General features: G+C 40.6%; 21 protein-coding genes. 4 read left to right on the forward strand and 17 right to left on the reverse strand.

Annotated features, from left to right (window positions below; genetic code table 11):
* Position 1 precedes the first annotated feature (1 nt).
* Together RB160_RS06355 and RB160_RS06360 are read left to right on the forward strand one after the other, a co-directional pair.
* The gene (locus tag RB160_RS06355; protein WP_316569389.1) at positions 2–187 is read left to right on the forward strand and encodes a hypothetical protein; all 186 of its coding nucleotides are present in this window, start codon (positions 2–4) and stop codon (positions 185–187) included.
* Between the two features lie 34 nt (positions 188–221).
* Positions 222–638 (forward strand): RDD family protein, encoded by a 417-nt coding sequence (locus RB160_RS06360; protein WP_316569390.1) that lies wholly within the window; start codon positions 222–224, stop codon positions 636–638.
* A 180-nt stretch (positions 639–818) separates the two neighbouring features.
* Here RB160_RS06360 and RB160_RS06365 read toward each other — a convergent pair whose 3' ends face one another.
* From RB160_RS06365 to RB160_RS06420, 12 genes are all read right to left on the reverse strand, one after another.
* Positions 819–1,025, reverse strand: a complete 207-nt coding sequence (locus tag RB160_RS06365) for a DUF2187 family protein (RefSeq protein WP_316569391.1) — start codon at positions 1,023–1,025, stop codon at positions 819–821.
* Positions 1,026–1,239: 214 nt separating this feature from the next.
* Positions 1,240–1,668, reverse strand: coding sequence for a DUF1801 domain-containing protein (locus RB160_RS06370; protein WP_316569392.1), 429 nt, complete (start codon positions 1,666–1,668; stop codon positions 1,240–1,242).
* 173 nt (positions 1,669–1,841) lie between these two features.
* Positions 1,842–2,291: a hypothetical protein gene (locus tag RB160_RS06375; RefSeq protein ID WP_316569393.1), complete on the reverse strand. Its 450-nt coding sequence runs from the start codon at positions 2,289–2,291 to the stop codon at positions 1,842–1,844.
* A 30-nt stretch (positions 2,292–2,321) separates the two neighbouring features.
* Positions 2,322–2,615: a hypothetical protein gene (locus RB160_RS06380; RefSeq protein ID WP_316569394.1), complete on the reverse strand. Its 294-nt coding sequence runs from the start codon at positions 2,613–2,615 to the stop codon at positions 2,322–2,324.
* A gap of 98 nt (positions 2,616–2,713) precedes the next feature.
* Positions 2,714–2,935, reverse strand: coding sequence for a helix-turn-helix domain-containing protein (locus RB160_RS06385; RefSeq protein WP_316569395.1), 222 nt, complete (start codon positions 2,933–2,935; stop codon positions 2,714–2,716).
* Between the two features lie 10 nt (positions 2,936–2,945).
* A complete protein-coding gene (locus RB160_RS06390; RefSeq protein WP_316569396.1) occupies positions 2,946–3,422 on the reverse strand; it encodes a DUF2975 domain-containing protein in 477 nt (158 codons plus the stop codon).
* Between the two features lie 227 nt (positions 3,423–3,649).
* A complete protein-coding gene (locus RB160_RS06395) occupies positions 3,650–3,850 on the reverse strand; it encodes a hypothetical protein (protein WP_316569397.1) in 201 nt (66 codons plus the stop codon).
* A gap of 71 nt (positions 3,851–3,921) precedes the next feature.
* On the reverse strand, positions 3,922–4,425 hold the full coding sequence (locus RB160_RS06400) for a GNAT family N-acetyltransferase (RefSeq protein WP_316569398.1): 504 nt from the start codon (positions 4,423–4,425) through the stop codon (positions 3,922–3,924).
* Positions 4,426–4,474: 49 nt separating this feature from the next.
* A complete protein-coding gene (locus RB160_RS06405) occupies positions 4,475–4,957 on the reverse strand; it encodes a DinB family protein (protein ID WP_316569399.1) in 483 nt (160 codons plus the stop codon).
* A 498-nt stretch (positions 4,958–5,455) separates the two neighbouring features.
* Positions 5,456–5,998, reverse strand: coding sequence for an NADPH-dependent FMN reductase (locus RB160_RS06410; RefSeq protein WP_316569400.1), 543 nt, complete (start codon positions 5,996–5,998; stop codon positions 5,456–5,458).
* On the reverse strand, positions 5,995–6,429 hold the full coding sequence (locus tag RB160_RS06415) for a MarR family winged helix-turn-helix transcriptional regulator (protein ID WP_316569401.1): 435 nt from the start codon (positions 6,427–6,429) through the stop codon (positions 5,995–5,997). The genes RB160_RS06410 and RB160_RS06415 overlap by 4 nt, the downstream gene beginning before the upstream one ends.
* Before the next feature lie 77 nt (positions 6,430–6,506).
* Complete coding sequence (locus tag RB160_RS06420) at positions 6,507–6,851, reverse strand: NIPSNAP family protein (protein WP_316569402.1); 345 nt, start codon at positions 6,849–6,851, stop codon at positions 6,507–6,509.
* Positions 6,852–6,960: 109 nt separating this feature from the next.
* Here RB160_RS06420 and RB160_RS06425 point away from each other — a divergent pair, with 109 nt between their 5' ends.
* The gene (locus RB160_RS06425; RefSeq protein WP_316569403.1) at positions 6,961–7,317 is read left to right on the forward strand and encodes a hypothetical protein; all 357 of its coding nucleotides are present in this window, start codon (positions 6,961–6,963) and stop codon (positions 7,315–7,317) included.
* Positions 7,318–7,328: 11 nt separating this feature from the next.
* Here RB160_RS06425 and RB160_RS06430 read toward each other — a convergent pair whose 3' ends face one another.
* Positions 7,329–7,952: a hypothetical protein gene (locus tag RB160_RS06430; RefSeq protein ID WP_316569404.1), complete on the reverse strand. Its 624-nt coding sequence runs from the start codon at positions 7,950–7,952 to the stop codon at positions 7,329–7,331.
* Positions 7,953–8,124: 172 nt separating this feature from the next.
* Here RB160_RS06430 and RB160_RS06435 point away from each other — a divergent pair, with 172 nt between their 5' ends.
* A complete protein-coding gene (locus RB160_RS06435; RefSeq protein WP_316569405.1) occupies positions 8,125–8,823 on the forward strand; it encodes a hypothetical protein in 699 nt (232 codons plus the stop codon).
* Positions 8,824–9,066: 243 nt separating this feature from the next.
* Here the strand turns inward: RB160_RS06435 and RB160_RS06440 are convergent, their stop codons facing one another.
* From RB160_RS06440 to RB160_RS06455, 4 genes are all read right to left on the reverse strand, one after another.
* Positions 9,067–10,095 (reverse strand): DUF1835 domain-containing protein, encoded by a 1,029-nt coding sequence (locus tag RB160_RS06440; RefSeq protein ID WP_316569601.1) that lies wholly within the window; start codon positions 10,093–10,095, stop codon positions 9,067–9,069.
* A 105-nt stretch (positions 10,096–10,200) separates the two neighbouring features.
* Positions 10,201–10,683, reverse strand: coding sequence for an NUDIX hydrolase (locus RB160_RS06445; RefSeq protein WP_316569406.1), 483 nt, complete (start codon positions 10,681–10,683; stop codon positions 10,201–10,203).
* A 21-nt stretch (positions 10,684–10,704) separates the two neighbouring features.
* Complete coding sequence (locus tag RB160_RS06450; RefSeq protein WP_316569407.1) at positions 10,705–12,585, reverse strand: FtsX-like permease family protein; 1,881 nt, start codon at positions 12,583–12,585, stop codon at positions 10,705–10,707.
* Entirely contained in the window at positions 12,575–13,339 is a 765-nt protein-coding gene (locus RB160_RS06455; protein WP_316569408.1) for an ABC transporter ATP-binding protein, read from the reverse strand. Before RB160_RS06455 ends, RB160_RS06450 begins: the two co-directional genes overlap by 11 nt.
* Positions 13,340–13,372: the final 33 nt, after the last annotated feature.

Genomic DNA, 13,372 nt, shown 5'->3' on the forward strand with positions numbered 1-13,372 from the left:
GATGGAACTATTTTTACTCGCCAAAATCCTTGGCGGCATTGGGCTTTTACTAATCCTTATAAATATTCTTTTCTTTTTAGCCGGAAAGGATAGGGGCACAAAAAAATTGATTTACTTTATTTTTTTCATCACCCTTTTCGTAAACATTACAATTTGGGTTATCGCAGCAGTTCTTAAAACGGAGTGAAATATTAAAACATCTTATGTTAGGAGTGAACTGAATGAATTATTCGCCAGCAGGTTTTGGATTACGGTTTTTTGCGGATATTATAGACTTTTTACTTGTTGCTTTGCCACTAGGTTTGTTGATTGCCTTGTTATCAGGAGCGGCTTGGGATAGCTCAGGAACAAGTTGGACCTCTAATTTGATTTATTTGTTGTATTTAACGGTTTTACCCCTTGTATGGAATGGCTATGTTGTCGGGAAACGCATGATGAAAATAAGAATTATGCGAGTAGATGATCAGCCACTAACGTTAAAGAATATGATTTTACGTGAAATTGTCGGCAAGTTCCTTTTGTCCTCTGTAACGTTTGGTATTTCAAGCCTTGTGAGTTTGTTTATGGTGATTTTCCGAGAGGACAAGAGAGCCGTTCACGATTTCATTGGCGGAACGTACGTGGGGTATGAATATTAGGTTCTACTTTGAAAATGAAACACTGGTACGCTTACTCTTTTAATGATGAGGAAGAAAGTTTCGAGAGGGAAACTCTTCTGAAGCTGTCTTAATAAACACAATCAAAACACATTGAAAAGTGCCAGCCATGTTAGATAGCTGGCACTTCATCCATAATGAACTTATTTCCATGACATTGTCCTATGCCGTTTCCGGAGAGGATACAATCATGTAATTCGAATGCTTGACTACAGTTTTAGTTGTATCATAGCCCAATCTATCCGCGAATTCTTTAGAAACCTCCACTATCACGCTGTTGTCTCTTACAATTTCAACAGTTCCTTCTAAATCGTGGTCCTTACGCGTAAATGATATTTGATCACCGATTTTAGCTCTTTTTTTCGCCATTCCAATGCCCCCTAATTCTTTTCTTACTAATTATGGAGTCATGTCCCCAATTTTATGCATCTTAATTGGTTATTCCCTGCTGAAGCCCAAATAAACGCCTAAACTGTTGGTAGTTTATTGCTAAGCTCTCATTAAAAGGGCTGTTTTTTTAAAAAAATATTAATCAGGGTTGATTAACATCCCCGACCCATCGGAAGCGGCATGTGGCACTTCCTTAATTAACAGTTATCCGAATCCATTCCCCGATTACTGTTCTGAGCCTTTCTTCCTTAGCTTTCACATCATTTTTATTAGAAAAATTCACTAAAGCACGGTCATTTGTCTGCCATTCCAATAGCCCCGTGTGGTCAACAAACAGTGGTTCCTTTTTGGTTTCCGGATTTTTCTTTGCCCCACAATGAAAAATGAGGCGAAAAAACCCTTTTCCCTTCAGGTTGAACGTTATTCGATCGTCATTTTCAATGAGGAAACTCGGTGCATTCCATTTAATATGTTCTGTAATTCGGGTATCGCTATTCAAGATTATTTTCCGGACCTCCTCAATTTCCTCCTTAAGAGGATGGTCAAGTTTAGCCATAAATTCCGCAACTTGTTCAGGCCCGGTCAACTTCTTTTTCATCCGTTTTTCCGATTCGTTATTCAATTCATCACATCCTTTACTGGGAAAATTAAAATCTTATTCAAAATTGGATTTACCTCTGAAATGGTATTCTAATTTTATGTCAGGCTTACTATGCCCCACCCTTTTTGTACTTATAGAGAACCTAAATATTCAGCATTTTATTACCCTTTACCTTAAACTCAATGCTTCGCCACCTAATAATATGCCAACACTTTTCTGAACTTGCAGGAAAGTACCTCTTCTAATTTAGTGGATATGGTGTCAAAATCAGCAGCGATGGGATTATAAAATTCTATTGAAAACCGGGCGAATCCCGCATTCCACTTGTAGTGTAAATCGTTTAGCGAAGATTCCTTCTTGCAACAAGGAACAATTACTTGCAGATTATTGAATTGAGACGTATATGCTTCTGCCATTGCATCCTGCCACCAATCAACACTTAAGCCATTATGGCAAAATTGACAGCTGATACTTTCACAATTTTCGCCCTGGTCGATGAATCGCACCTCATCAGTAAGTATTACTTGTATGTCACTGAAGTATTCCGTAATAGTTTGAATGAATAACTCAGCTTCTTTAAGCTCGCTCAAACTTGGAGTAAATTCAGGTTGCCTAGGGATTAATTTAATTACATAATCCGACATACGGATTTCCTCCAATGCTGCTTTGCCTGTTCAATAGCGTTCTTTTTCCGCTTCGTACAAATAGTTCATGAACTGATCGTGGAGTTCAATGCCTTCTTTTAGTGATTGCTTTGTATCTTTGTCGATTAAATCAAGAGAAAAGGTGAGGTTATCATTGTAACCATCTATCATTTCCATTACTGAATAAAGGACTGCTTCAATAATTTCGTTTTGGGCTTCTTTATTTTCTAAACAGTTCTCATGTTTAATGATAGAGATCTCTACCCACTGGTCTTTAATCAACTTTAGAGTTTCAAATAATTGTCTTTGTTTTTCATTCGTCATAAAAATCCAACCCCCGCTCAATAAGTTATTCCATAAAAAAAGCGTTAATCCTCCTGGATCAACGCAATTGTTTATTGAATTGGATAGCATCCCTGCTTTTATCTTTCACTGTCTTCGTCACTTTGGTATTCTAAAATATCCCCAGGCTGACAGTCCAATGCCTTACAAATTGCATCTAATGTGGATAAGCGAATCGCTTTTGCTTTTCCATTTTTCAATATAGAAAGGTTGGCCATGGTGATTCCAACTTTTTCTGAGAGCTCTGTTACACTCATTTTCCTTTTTGCCAGCATCACATCAATATTGATTATAATCGCCATTGTTATCACCTCAGACCGTTAAATCGTTTTCTGATTTTATATTGATCGCTTCTTGTAAAAGTCTTTGGAGAACAGCGGCAAAGACCGCGATGACCATTGAAGCAAAGATTGGGACCATTCCAATAATGACGAGACCAGGGGCATCGTCAAGTTCGGCTACCATAAAAACAAACGGCAGAACAATTACGTACAAACCACTGATTGTCATTGCACAGAATTTGATGTTCCTCAGAGCCTTAACAGACAGTTGGGAGAAAGCCTCGTTCCTGTCAATGTAGCTTAACAGTTTAAATGCCTGAACCAATGCAACGAAGAACGGGATAACTGATATATACATGCCGGCGACAATAGGATACAGGATATGAGCATAATCTGGATTCGCTGGATTTCTTACTAACCAATACAACCCGAATATACCCAAAGCAAGAACCGGAATTCCCATAACCATAACAGCTGTTTTTAAAAAAAGTGTTGAACCGCGTTTCATAAAAAGCACCTCACATATTCATTTTTCAATTTATTTTAACAGGATATTTATCGTTTTACAATAAATTATTATCATTTATTGTTATTTTATTATCGTTATACAGCATTATGAGCAATAAAAAAACATTCTTCGTTTCAAAGGAATGTTTTTTAAATTTCCTATTAAATTAACAAATAGACCTTAGAGATTAATGCCTTGTAATGAGGAGGCCTATTTGTAGCTGGATTTCAATAAATCTTCGTTGTAAGGTCTTTTACAAAAAGAAAATTCTTACGAAGTTCATCCTCACTGATCGATACCCGGCCCGTTAAATCCGTCGTTCTTAGAACAAAATCCTTCACCCCGATGAATTCCGACTCCGCGATAAGATAAAACTCTGTTCCTTTTTTATAACCATGAAAATTAGTCTTTAATGTAAATAACTTCATTTCAAACCTGCCTAGTCTATAGCCTTGGAAGATAAATTATATCATTTAAATCTCATTATATTGTCAGAACTTCATACCATTTTAAATTGGTACTGAACCAGCCGGTTATCCGTTCCCATGTATTCTTCATAGCCAATCCGGCTGATTTCTTTGAAGCCTAGTTTCTTAAGCATTTTTCCTGAGCGGACATTGCTTTCGTGTGTTTCGGCGGTAAAGACAGTAATGCCAAGCTTTTCAAAACCAAACTCCATCATGCACCGTGCTGCATTTACTCCTATCCCCTGTCCCCATAGCCCACTTTCACCAATCGCGATTCCCAATTCGGCCGTATGCCCCTGTATGGAGGCCAAATCCGCATACCCGATTAACCTATCATTATATTCAATTCCCATACGGATAAAGTCGTCGGCTTCATTTTTAACACAACGAAGCCACCATTTGTAAAGTTTATCTTTGTCCCTGTTTTGTTCCCAGCCGTTTGCAAGGCAAAATCTCTCGTCCATGCTCCAGGCTAAAACAAAGTTGAAGTCATCCATGGTTAACGGCCTTAGTTTTATGGATGGTAGTCTGGTCATATTAAAAACATCCCCTCAGAAGTGGCACCTTTACATTACTCGTTCTTAACTATAATTCGATCGGCCAACTCTTTTGCAATTTACGAATATATATAATTTGGCCAATGTGATAGGCGTTGTGGGTTGTTAAATTTGCGAGTATTCCCCACCACTGTGCATTTACAGGGAAACCCACTGCATCACTTTCCACTTTCTCGATTGTTAATAGATCCTGCCATCGAAGCAGCACGTTTACTAACTCGCTCTTTAAATCAACAAACGTTTGATTGTCCGGAATTATAAAGCTTTCTTGATTGCTTGAAAGGGGTGGCACAGAGTTTACATTGCCGCTTTGATACCGGTTTTGCCACGTTTGGTTCCAGTAAAGGAGATGCTGAACGATTTCTGCTATACTGAAGCTTCCTTCATCCGGTATCCAAAAGGCTTGTTCTTCACTCAAATTTTCCACTGACTGTAAAAAAGGAATATACCAGCTGGGGTCATTCGCATTGGCCAGAAGCTGATCGGATAAAACATCTTTTGCATGAATCACGATCCCACATCCTTTTAATTTTTTTGAAGTTAAAAGAGGGTTTTTTAAGTTTTAAACTGCCCGATTCGGAAGAGCGCTTAAATATGGAGAACGGTTGTTGTTGTGTGAGGAAATTAAATCATTGAGCGAGCGGTTTATTGTTGAAAATTTAAATGCCCTATGTGTATTTGTTTAATAAATGATAACATAAAATTTGGAAAAAAGAGATTGTAAACAGATTGAACTCGGACAATTAGAAAGCCTGTGGCTCTGTCTAAATCCCCACCCCTTTTCTGTATCCAAACATCCAGCAACTTTGGATTATCAACCTATGAAAATTCATTTCTTTGTCCAAGAATGAGGCATCTTTGGACAACTATCCCTTGAAAATTCACTTTACTGTCCAAACATAAGCTAGCAAATTTTATAAAACGAAATATAAAAATGCGCCCCCATTCATAATGGGAACGCATTTCAACGTATACACATTGTTTTTTTAGCAGTAACACCAAAACTAGGTTAAGCCGTTTTAATCAAATCAATGAACACTTCGATTTTGCTGTCGAGGAAGCCGAGTGTTTGTTCGTCGACCAAGCGGCCTGTTTGGGCATCAAATTTCTGGTTGGCAAAGCCGATGAGCACTTCGTTTCCTGCAGGCGGCATCTGTTTTGCCTGAAGGCCAGTCAAAATTTCACGCAGATGCAATTGCGCGCGGATCGTTCCGAGCGCACCCATGGTTACGCCCATCGGGAATACCGGCTTGCCGATGAATACCTTCTCGACGCGGGAAGCCCAATCAATGGCGTTTTTCAAAACTCCTGGAATTGACCAGTTGTATTCAGGGGTGATGATGATGACCCCGTCCGCGTTTGCGATTTTCTGTTTAAACTCTTTCACTGCCTGTGGTGGGTTGTTTTCCTCGTCCTGATCATAATAAGGCAACGAGCGGATGTCCGCAATTTCGATGTCGAGCTTGTCTTGGTAGCGTTCCTGCATTGTTTTTGCCAGTTGCATGTTCAATGAATCTTTTCTGATGCTTCCTACAATTGCCACGATTTTCATGATGAATGTCCTCCAGAAATGTTATGTATAATTTTTGTTAAAATCTTTTGAAGTTGCAGCGTTTGTTCCGCACTGATCCCGTTCATCACGGTCCGGCTGGCCTCATCCAAAATAGGGGCCACCTTGCATTCAAGCTGCCTACCTGCTTCCGTTAAATGAACTTTGAACGTGCGTTTGTCGAAAGGGTCATCGATTCGCTTTATGTACCCCTTCTTTTCGAGGCTTCCGATCATGCGCGCGATATTGCCCTTGTCCTTTTTCAGGCGCAGGGACAGTTCGTTCGGGGAAATCCCGTCCTTTTCCCACAGCATCATCATGATTAGATTCTGTTCGGGAGCAAGGTTGAACGGCTCGAGCTGCTTCTTGACGTAATTCGCTATCGTCAAGTCCGCGTTCCGAATTAAGAGTCCAATGTATTTGTTTTCATCCAATGGACCCGCCTCCGCAAGAACGTTGATATATCAACAATAATAGTCAGAATTTTTTATTAGGTCAAGCTGGGAGGTTTTCATTTTAAAAATAAAGTAGTCTTCAACTCTTCGTTTCTTACATTCAAAATATATTTTCCTATTACAAAATCCCTGCCGCCGTTTGCTTCGTACCACCGGTTGACCCGCTTGACATGTTCGCGATCGCTCCGTACATTGGCTTCGATTTCTTGGTACTTCTCATAGTTATCATATTCCCAGATGGCAAAAATCTCGGTTGTGTTTTCGTCGTTCGGCACCATCCATCTGCCGACTAGCCGCGCCCCATGCTTTAATTGGTTCGGCAAATTCGTTTCATTGAAATGCTTATTAAAAACTTCTACAAACTCGTTTTTCACGATATAAAATTTCCTTCGAAAAAACATGATTTTGGTCTCCCCCTCAATTTTTTCAAAACAAACGATTGGAAATAATTGAATAATTCAATAAAATAAGTTACAATTAGTGTAAAATTACACCAAAAAGAGGTGCAAAATGAAAAAGATTTGGGTTTATTTCATTTTGATTGCTTATTGCTTTCCGTTTGGCTATTTTGCCATGTATCAGGATTACAAAGACGGCTCCATGCTTGGTTACCTGCTGCTGATTTTAGGGCCTGCCATCCTTGCTTTTATTAGCAAATTGAAAGGCTACCCATTCCTTATATTAATCGGGAACCTTTTGTCGGCTGGCGTATCGTTTTACTTTTCCAACCAGATGGCCGGGGTTGATCGATGGGGATATTATTTTAAACCTTTTACAGCCAATTCACTTTTGCTCACTGTCAGTCTTATAAGTTTGATTCCGCAGGTTATCGCCGTTTTGCTGGCATGGAAAAAAGTAAAAAAATAAAAAGGTTTCCCTTATTCAGGAGGCAATTTATAAATCACGTTCCCATCTCCGTCGAGGAATTCCATTCTCGGTACATCGTTCGAATCGACAATCATGCGGATTCTCGGCTGTCCTTTGCTGTCAGAGAGCTGAACCCTGACATCTCCATTTGCTGTTTTTCCCATAAATGCTCGGTGGGTATGGCCTTGCCACACCTTGTCCCGTTCTGCCTGCTTCTCGTCCTCATGAATGTTGGAATTTTTGATTTCAAGGTCTCTTTTAATCTGGTCTTTTAACGAGCTGTTGGGCCGGTCCCAAATTGAAAAGCCATATGTATTGTTTCCATTTTCCCCGTAGTAGTGCATTTGAACAACCTGGTCCTGCTTGTATTGATCGAACGTCAAACTTGCGGACGATGTATAATTGCCATTTTCATCCCGCTCGCTTCCGAATATAAGGCCACCCGCCTCGTCACCTTCAGCATTATAAAACATCAGTCCCGCGATTGGATCATTTTGTCGATGACCTGGAAGGACGTCTTCCCCGTCCATGATTGCCGGCGGGATATTCTGATTGTTGAAAAGCCGCAGCCTCACCGTCCCGTTTTCATCCACAATATTCAATTGCTCAACATCAATGCTCTTTTTGTCAGCCACTGAAATACCTCCTCCACATGCCTTTTGTATATTTTAGAGGGAATTTTGCTACTAGTACATGAAAAATAGGATGCGCCGCCGCTTCATTAAACCACATTATTACTATTTTAACATTATATAACACCACGCCTATAATAGTTTAGTATAATTGGTTTAATTAGGAGGGATTGGAATGCGGAAGTTTTTGTTGCTGGTTGGGCTGTTGTTGATTGTTAGTTCCGCGTCGCCGATGTTTCAGATGGCCAGAGAACACGTGATTGGTTCGAAAATAATGAAACAATTTAAAATTGGCCTTGCCAATTATGAACAAGGCTTTCCAAGCCATATTAATACGCAGGATATTGAATTAAACGGCCGCTCAATAAAAATCGTTGAAGAGCCGACTGGGAAAAAAGCCTCTTTAACTCATTGGGATTTGGAAGAAGGAGTACCAGCAGGCGATATTGTGAAACTGCATCTACTGGTGGATGGGAAAGAGGTTACGAATCCGGATGAAATCTGGTTATCCAACCGCGATAAAGGAGGGCGCTATTATTCCTGGTTCGAAGTTTTAACAGTAAACGACAGGATCGCCATTGTCCAACGGCTTACCGATGATGATGCCCCAATGGATGACCGCGCCTGGAAAATCATTTGGATAGATGAAAAAATCAAAGAAGAGAAAGTTTCTTATCTTTCTCGGAGTGAAAATCCGCTAGCAGTCCGGTTAATTAACTCTTCCGGTACCTCACGAATGGCAATGGGCTACCAATCGGATATTTTGCAGATGTACCCAACCCTCTTCTTCCCTATGCTGTACCCGTACGTAACCACACTTTTAGGGATTTTGTTATGCATCATCGCCTTTTTCATACGCAAAAAAGTGGAGTGAGGAAGGGGACAGAATCTCCACATTGCATTCGTAGCGAGCTTGGTTCCGGATAATACAAGAATCGGGACTCAAATCACGTTCTAGTACCTGCTTGTGTCCCGAAAAACCAAGAATCGGGACCCACACCAAGTTCTAGGAACCCCCTGTGTCCCGATTCACAACTATTATTTCCAGAAAAAGCTGGACCGCTTGGCAGTCTATGTCTCAAACAGTAGTGAAGAAAATAAAATACCCATTATTCCCCTACCGTAGCCTTACACTATAATACCTCATTCCCTGCGTCGAGCCCCGGACTTCAAAAACGCCTTCCGCGATTAGATGCTTCAGCCTGTATTCCAAAAAAGCATCACCTACATATTGCTCAATTTGGCCGATTGCCTCACCAATAATCCTCGCAGCCATCCAAAAGTCCTTTTCCAATTTCTTGCGACTCAGCTCCTGTGCTATTCTTATTAAAATCTGATCGAAATAATCTTCCCCAACATTGCATACTTTCCCCGCTTCCCAAATCCTTAGGACAGCATCCCCTTCTGATATCTCCTTCCATTCGCTTTCAAATTTAAGCCGATTTTCCATGGTGATTGACATGTTGTTTCTATTTTCCTCAAAAATGGACCACAATTTTTCCGGGTGGCATTCGCCGGTATGCAACGGCCTGTACTCTATTTCTTCAGTATTATATTTATCTCTAAAGCGTGCTGTTGTATTGAATAGCGAGACGTCATTCTTTTTTCCTCTTAACAAATGCATGGCGAACCCGACACCAGTTTGTTCGTGCGCGTTTTCCCCAGCCCACACATAAACTGGAACGCCTTCAGGTATAGCCTTAAGCGCTTCAATGGCTTTTTTCATCTTCGATATATATTCATCAAGGTAATCCCGGTCGTTATGAATATGATTTTTGAGCCACTCATGCCTGTTGCTTATACCGGCTTCTTCATCCAGCCCGGTCAAAGGCCCGATTGCAAATAAATCCCGAAACCCGATAACTTGTTCCTTATCAGCCTTTCCCGCTGTTTTCAGCACATGCTTTAGCATGTGGAGAGTTGATTCGCCAAACACAATATGAAAAGCAGCCGGACTTTGAACGCTCTCGCTATTGGAATGGCCAGCATTATTTTTCAAAAAATCAGCATAAATTTCTCTTAGAACTTTACTTAATTGTTCATCCGAGGCTTCTGTCTCCTCAGCCATTTCAATTCTCAGCAAAATGAGGAATAAAAGGGATTTCGCTTCGTTTTCACTGAGATTCCTTACTTTTTCCTTCAACACCTTTAACAAACTAGCCACTCCTTCAGGCAAACGCCGCTCACTATTTAAACCGAATTTTACCATAAATAAATAACGCCCAGGTAATTCCCAAGCGTTTCTTCTTTCTTAAACAGTCCGATTCAATTTCACAACAAATTCGGGACTCGTCACATATTCCATGTAAGTGGTTTTCCCGTCGAAATCCAAATATGCCTGGTAGCGGGTGCGGATTGCAGGCGTTTCGATATAATCGAGGACGCTCTCCTTGGGAACCCATTTGCTGTCTGTCGTTTCATCCGATATCCCCAACTCACCGCCAACGAATTTGCAAACAAAATCGAACATGACCTTAGTCGGTACATCCGTTACGCCGTCATACCATTTATAAGTGGCCGTGTTTGAATAAACCCCAATCAAATGGGAAACCTCAACATCGATACCACTTTCCTCCTTTACTTCCCGGATTACCGCATCAATCAGGTTTTCTCCGACTTCGACTTGCCCGCCAGGGAATACCCATCCTTGATTGTGTGTTTTCACCAAAAGGATTTCTCCTTGTGTGTTCTCGACGATTCCTCCAGCTGCTGCGATATGTGTTGGCATTGCCATGCTATTTCCCCCAGTCATTTTTTATGAAGATGTTAGATGAACATATATTCTTCTCCTTGTAAAAAGGAAGAATCCTAGTTGAATGCAAAAATAGATGCCGGCAACGAGGAAAAAGTGGAGCAGCAATTCCTGGTTTTTCATTATCCCTCCAATGTCCTTGGCCATGGCGATAAAGTACAGAAGAGCCAACGTTGTCCCTACAACCATCGGAATAAAAAATATGGGTGTAATTTCCCAGGAAACGTTTCTCTTCATTTCTTTTGGAGTAATTCCTATGGAGTTGAGTTTCTTATACTTCTCTTTTTCTCGATCAATGTCGGAAAACAAATTCAAATACAGCAAGCTAAACGAACCGAAGCAAAATAAAACGCTTAAAAAGGTTGATACGAAAAAGAGGATGCCATTTGACTGTTTATTATGTATGTGATCGCCAATTTTCGAAGCCACTAGTCCAGTGCCGAGGCTGTTGGCCAGTTCCTCGACGAACGGGCCTGTTTTTGTCCAGTCGGCCACATTCAGTAAATGAATCTTTAATTCCTCACCAGCCATCGACTCTTTTAGCAGCTCATAATCAGTATCATTTACAACTCTCACCTCGTAGAGAGCTGATAAATTGTTCATTTTTTTTGCCGCAATGGTTTCCTTCAACATGAAGGTGATTCTTCCATTAGGATGTTGCAAACTTAGTTCCCGCTCCGCCGCATTGCTTACATCCAAATTCTGTGGGTCCACATTGGCGAAATAGATGTATTCATTTCGTTTCAGGTCCATATTGAGTGAAGAAATTTTATTAAATTCGCCCACTGGCATGAAAACAAACTCTCCTTCCGACCAATCATTTGACGAAAGATCATAACGAAAGACAGGCAGCTGGAGATGTGTTTTCAATGGATTTTTCCCCGAATCAAAAAAGGGTTGTGCAGTTTGGTTTTCAGTTTCACTGTAGGCTATATCAAATGGATTTTCCGATATCACCCGCTTTTCGTCCAGTATGTATGTTGATAAAATAAGCGTACTATACAGGATTGTTACCATTATTAGGACGGTAACGAGCATGAGGATAGAGGTTAACCGCCTAAACTTATAATTCAAACTGGACAGTAGTAACATGCCGCGATAATAGAATGGTTTGCTTTTTTTCGTTAGTCCAATTAAAAAACTTGTGAATTGAAACAGGCAAATGTACAGGCCGATAAAGGTTGCCATCGCCCAAATCAGCAAATAATCGCCGCCGTGGATAGAATCCGAATATGTATAATAAAGTCCCAGGATTGACACAATCACAATCGCAAATCCTGCTCCGCCAATAACTGGGCTTTTCATTTTGATAGTCTCGGCAACCTTGTCGCTTTTCATGGTCTGCAATAAGTTTCCTTTAAGGATTTGGAATAGTGACTTTCCTACCGCTGTAAAAAAGACCATTAAATAGGCAAGGATAGTCGATAGAAACATTTTTGCCGTGAGTTCCAAAGAGATGGTTTGAATCCCGATGTTTTTTATTAATACGGTAAAGAATAGACCCGAAAACAGGGCACCAGCGAAAATGCCCGATAGAATGGATAACATTGCAACGATTCCGTTCTCCAACAGCAATAATCTTGTAATATCCCGGTTCGACATTCCCAATGTCATGAAAAGGCCAAACTCACTTTTTCTTCTTTTTATAAAAATGCCATGCGCATAGCTTATGAAAAAAACAGTGAATACGAGTAGCGCGGCCCCCTGAACGGCGAGAACATATTGAATCGATTGCGATTCCTTTACCTGGACTATTTGGCTATTGAAATAGAGGGTTGAAAACATGAAGAAAAACATGACTGCAAAGCTGTTGCATAAGAGATAAAAAATGTACTTTTGATAATTAGCTTTCGCCATTTTCCAAACGATTTTACTAAAGGACATGGGTTTTCCCTCCCACAATGTCCAGGTTCTCAATAATCTGAGCCAGGAATTCTTTCCTGTTTCCCTTCCTTTCAATCGTGGAATGGATGAGGCCGTCCTTAATAAAGACAATCTTTTGGCAGTAGCTTGCCGTAAAAATATCATGCGTTACGATGAGCACCGTAGTTGAAAGCTCATGAATGATTTTCTCAAAACATTCCATAATGATTGCCGCTGATTTAGAATCCAGGTTACCCGTCGGTTCATCAGCGAAAAGAATACTGGGTTCATTTACGAGGGCCCGGCTAACAGCGGTCCGCTGCTGCTGGCCTCCCGATATGCTGTGGGGATACTTGTTTAAAATTGAATCAATCTCAAAAAGGGTTGTTAAATCCTGAACTTTTTTTTCAATCTCTTCGGCTTCTTTCTTTTCGAGTATCATTGGGAGAATGATATTTTCTTTCACTGTCAAACTATCCAAGAGATTAAAATCCTGAAAGACGAACCCCAATTGCCTCCGCCGGAACAAGGCAAGCTTTTCTCCTTCCATCATGCTAATAGTTTGTCCATCAATCACAACCTCACCTGAAGTAGGCTTATCAATACCGCTGAGTAAATTAAGCAGCGTTGATTTACCACTTCCCGATGGGCCCATGATCGCAATGAATTCTCCTTCTTCTATTGAAAAACTCACGCCACGCAACGCAGCCGTAAAGCCTTCATCGCCTTCATTCCCGTAATGTTTAACTAGATTAATAGCATTCAGGATGGCCATTTCCCCACCTCCGCGGTCAAAACACGTTTACTT

Source organism: Neobacillus sp. YIM B06451 (assembly GCF_032667185.1).
GTDB lineage: Bacteria > Bacillota > Bacilli > Bacillales > Cytobacillaceae > Bacillus_D.

Coding starts and splice junctions, on each gene's coding strand:
- RB160_RS06355 (WP_316569389.1), top strand. CDS start 2: ATGGAACTATTTTTACTCGCCAAAATCCTTGGCGGCATTGGGCTTTTA.
- RB160_RS06360 (WP_316569390.1), top strand. CDS start 222: ATGAATTATTCGCCAGCAGGTTTTGGATTACGGTTTTTTGCGGATATT.
- RB160_RS06365 (WP_316569391.1), bottom strand. CDS start 1,025: ATGGCGAAAAAAAGAGCTAAAATCGGTGATCAAATATCATTTACGCGT.
- RB160_RS06375 (WP_316569393.1), bottom strand. CDS start 2,291: ATGTCGGATTATGTAATTAAATTAATCCCTAGGCAACCTGAATTTACT.
- RB160_RS06380 (WP_316569394.1), bottom strand. CDS start 2,615: ATGACGAATGAAAAACAAAGACAATTATTTGAAACTCTAAAGTTGATT.
- RB160_RS06385 (WP_316569395.1), bottom strand. CDS start 2,935: ATGGCGATTATAATCAATATTGATGTGATGCTGGCAAAAAGGAAAATG.
- RB160_RS06390 (WP_316569396.1), bottom strand. CDS start 3,422: ATGAAACGCGGTTCAACACTTTTTTTAAAAACAGCTGTTATGGTTATG.
- RB160_RS06395 (WP_316569397.1), bottom strand. CDS start 3,850: ATGAAGTTATTTACATTAAAGACTAATTTTCATGGTTATAAAAAAGGA.
- RB160_RS06400 (WP_316569398.1), bottom strand. CDS start 4,425: ATGACCAGACTACCATCCATAAAACTAAGGCCGTTAACCATGGATGAC.
- RB160_RS06410 (WP_316569400.1), bottom strand. CDS start 5,998: ATGAAAATCGTGGCAATTGTAGGAAGCATCAGAAAAGATTCATTGAAC.
- RB160_RS06420 (WP_316569402.1), bottom strand. CDS start 6,851: ATGTTTTTTCGAAGGAAATTTTATATCGTGAAAAACGAGTTTGTAGAA.
- RB160_RS06425 (WP_316569403.1), top strand. CDS start 6,961: ATGAAAAAGATTTGGGTTTATTTCATTTTGATTGCTTATTGCTTTCCG.
- RB160_RS06435 (WP_316569405.1), top strand. CDS start 8,125: ATGCGGAAGTTTTTGTTGCTGGTTGGGCTGTTGTTGATTGTTAGTTCC.
- RB160_RS06445 (WP_316569406.1), bottom strand. CDS start 10,683: ATGGCAATGCCAACACATATCGCAGCAGCTGGAGGAATCGTCGAGAAC.
- RB160_RS06450 (WP_316569407.1), bottom strand. CDS start 12,585: ATGTCCTTTAGTAAAATCGTTTGGAAAATGGCGAAAGCTAATTATCAA.
- RB160_RS06455 (WP_316569408.1), bottom strand. CDS start 13,339: ATGGCCATCCTGAATGCTATTAATCTAGTTAAACATTACGGGAATGAA.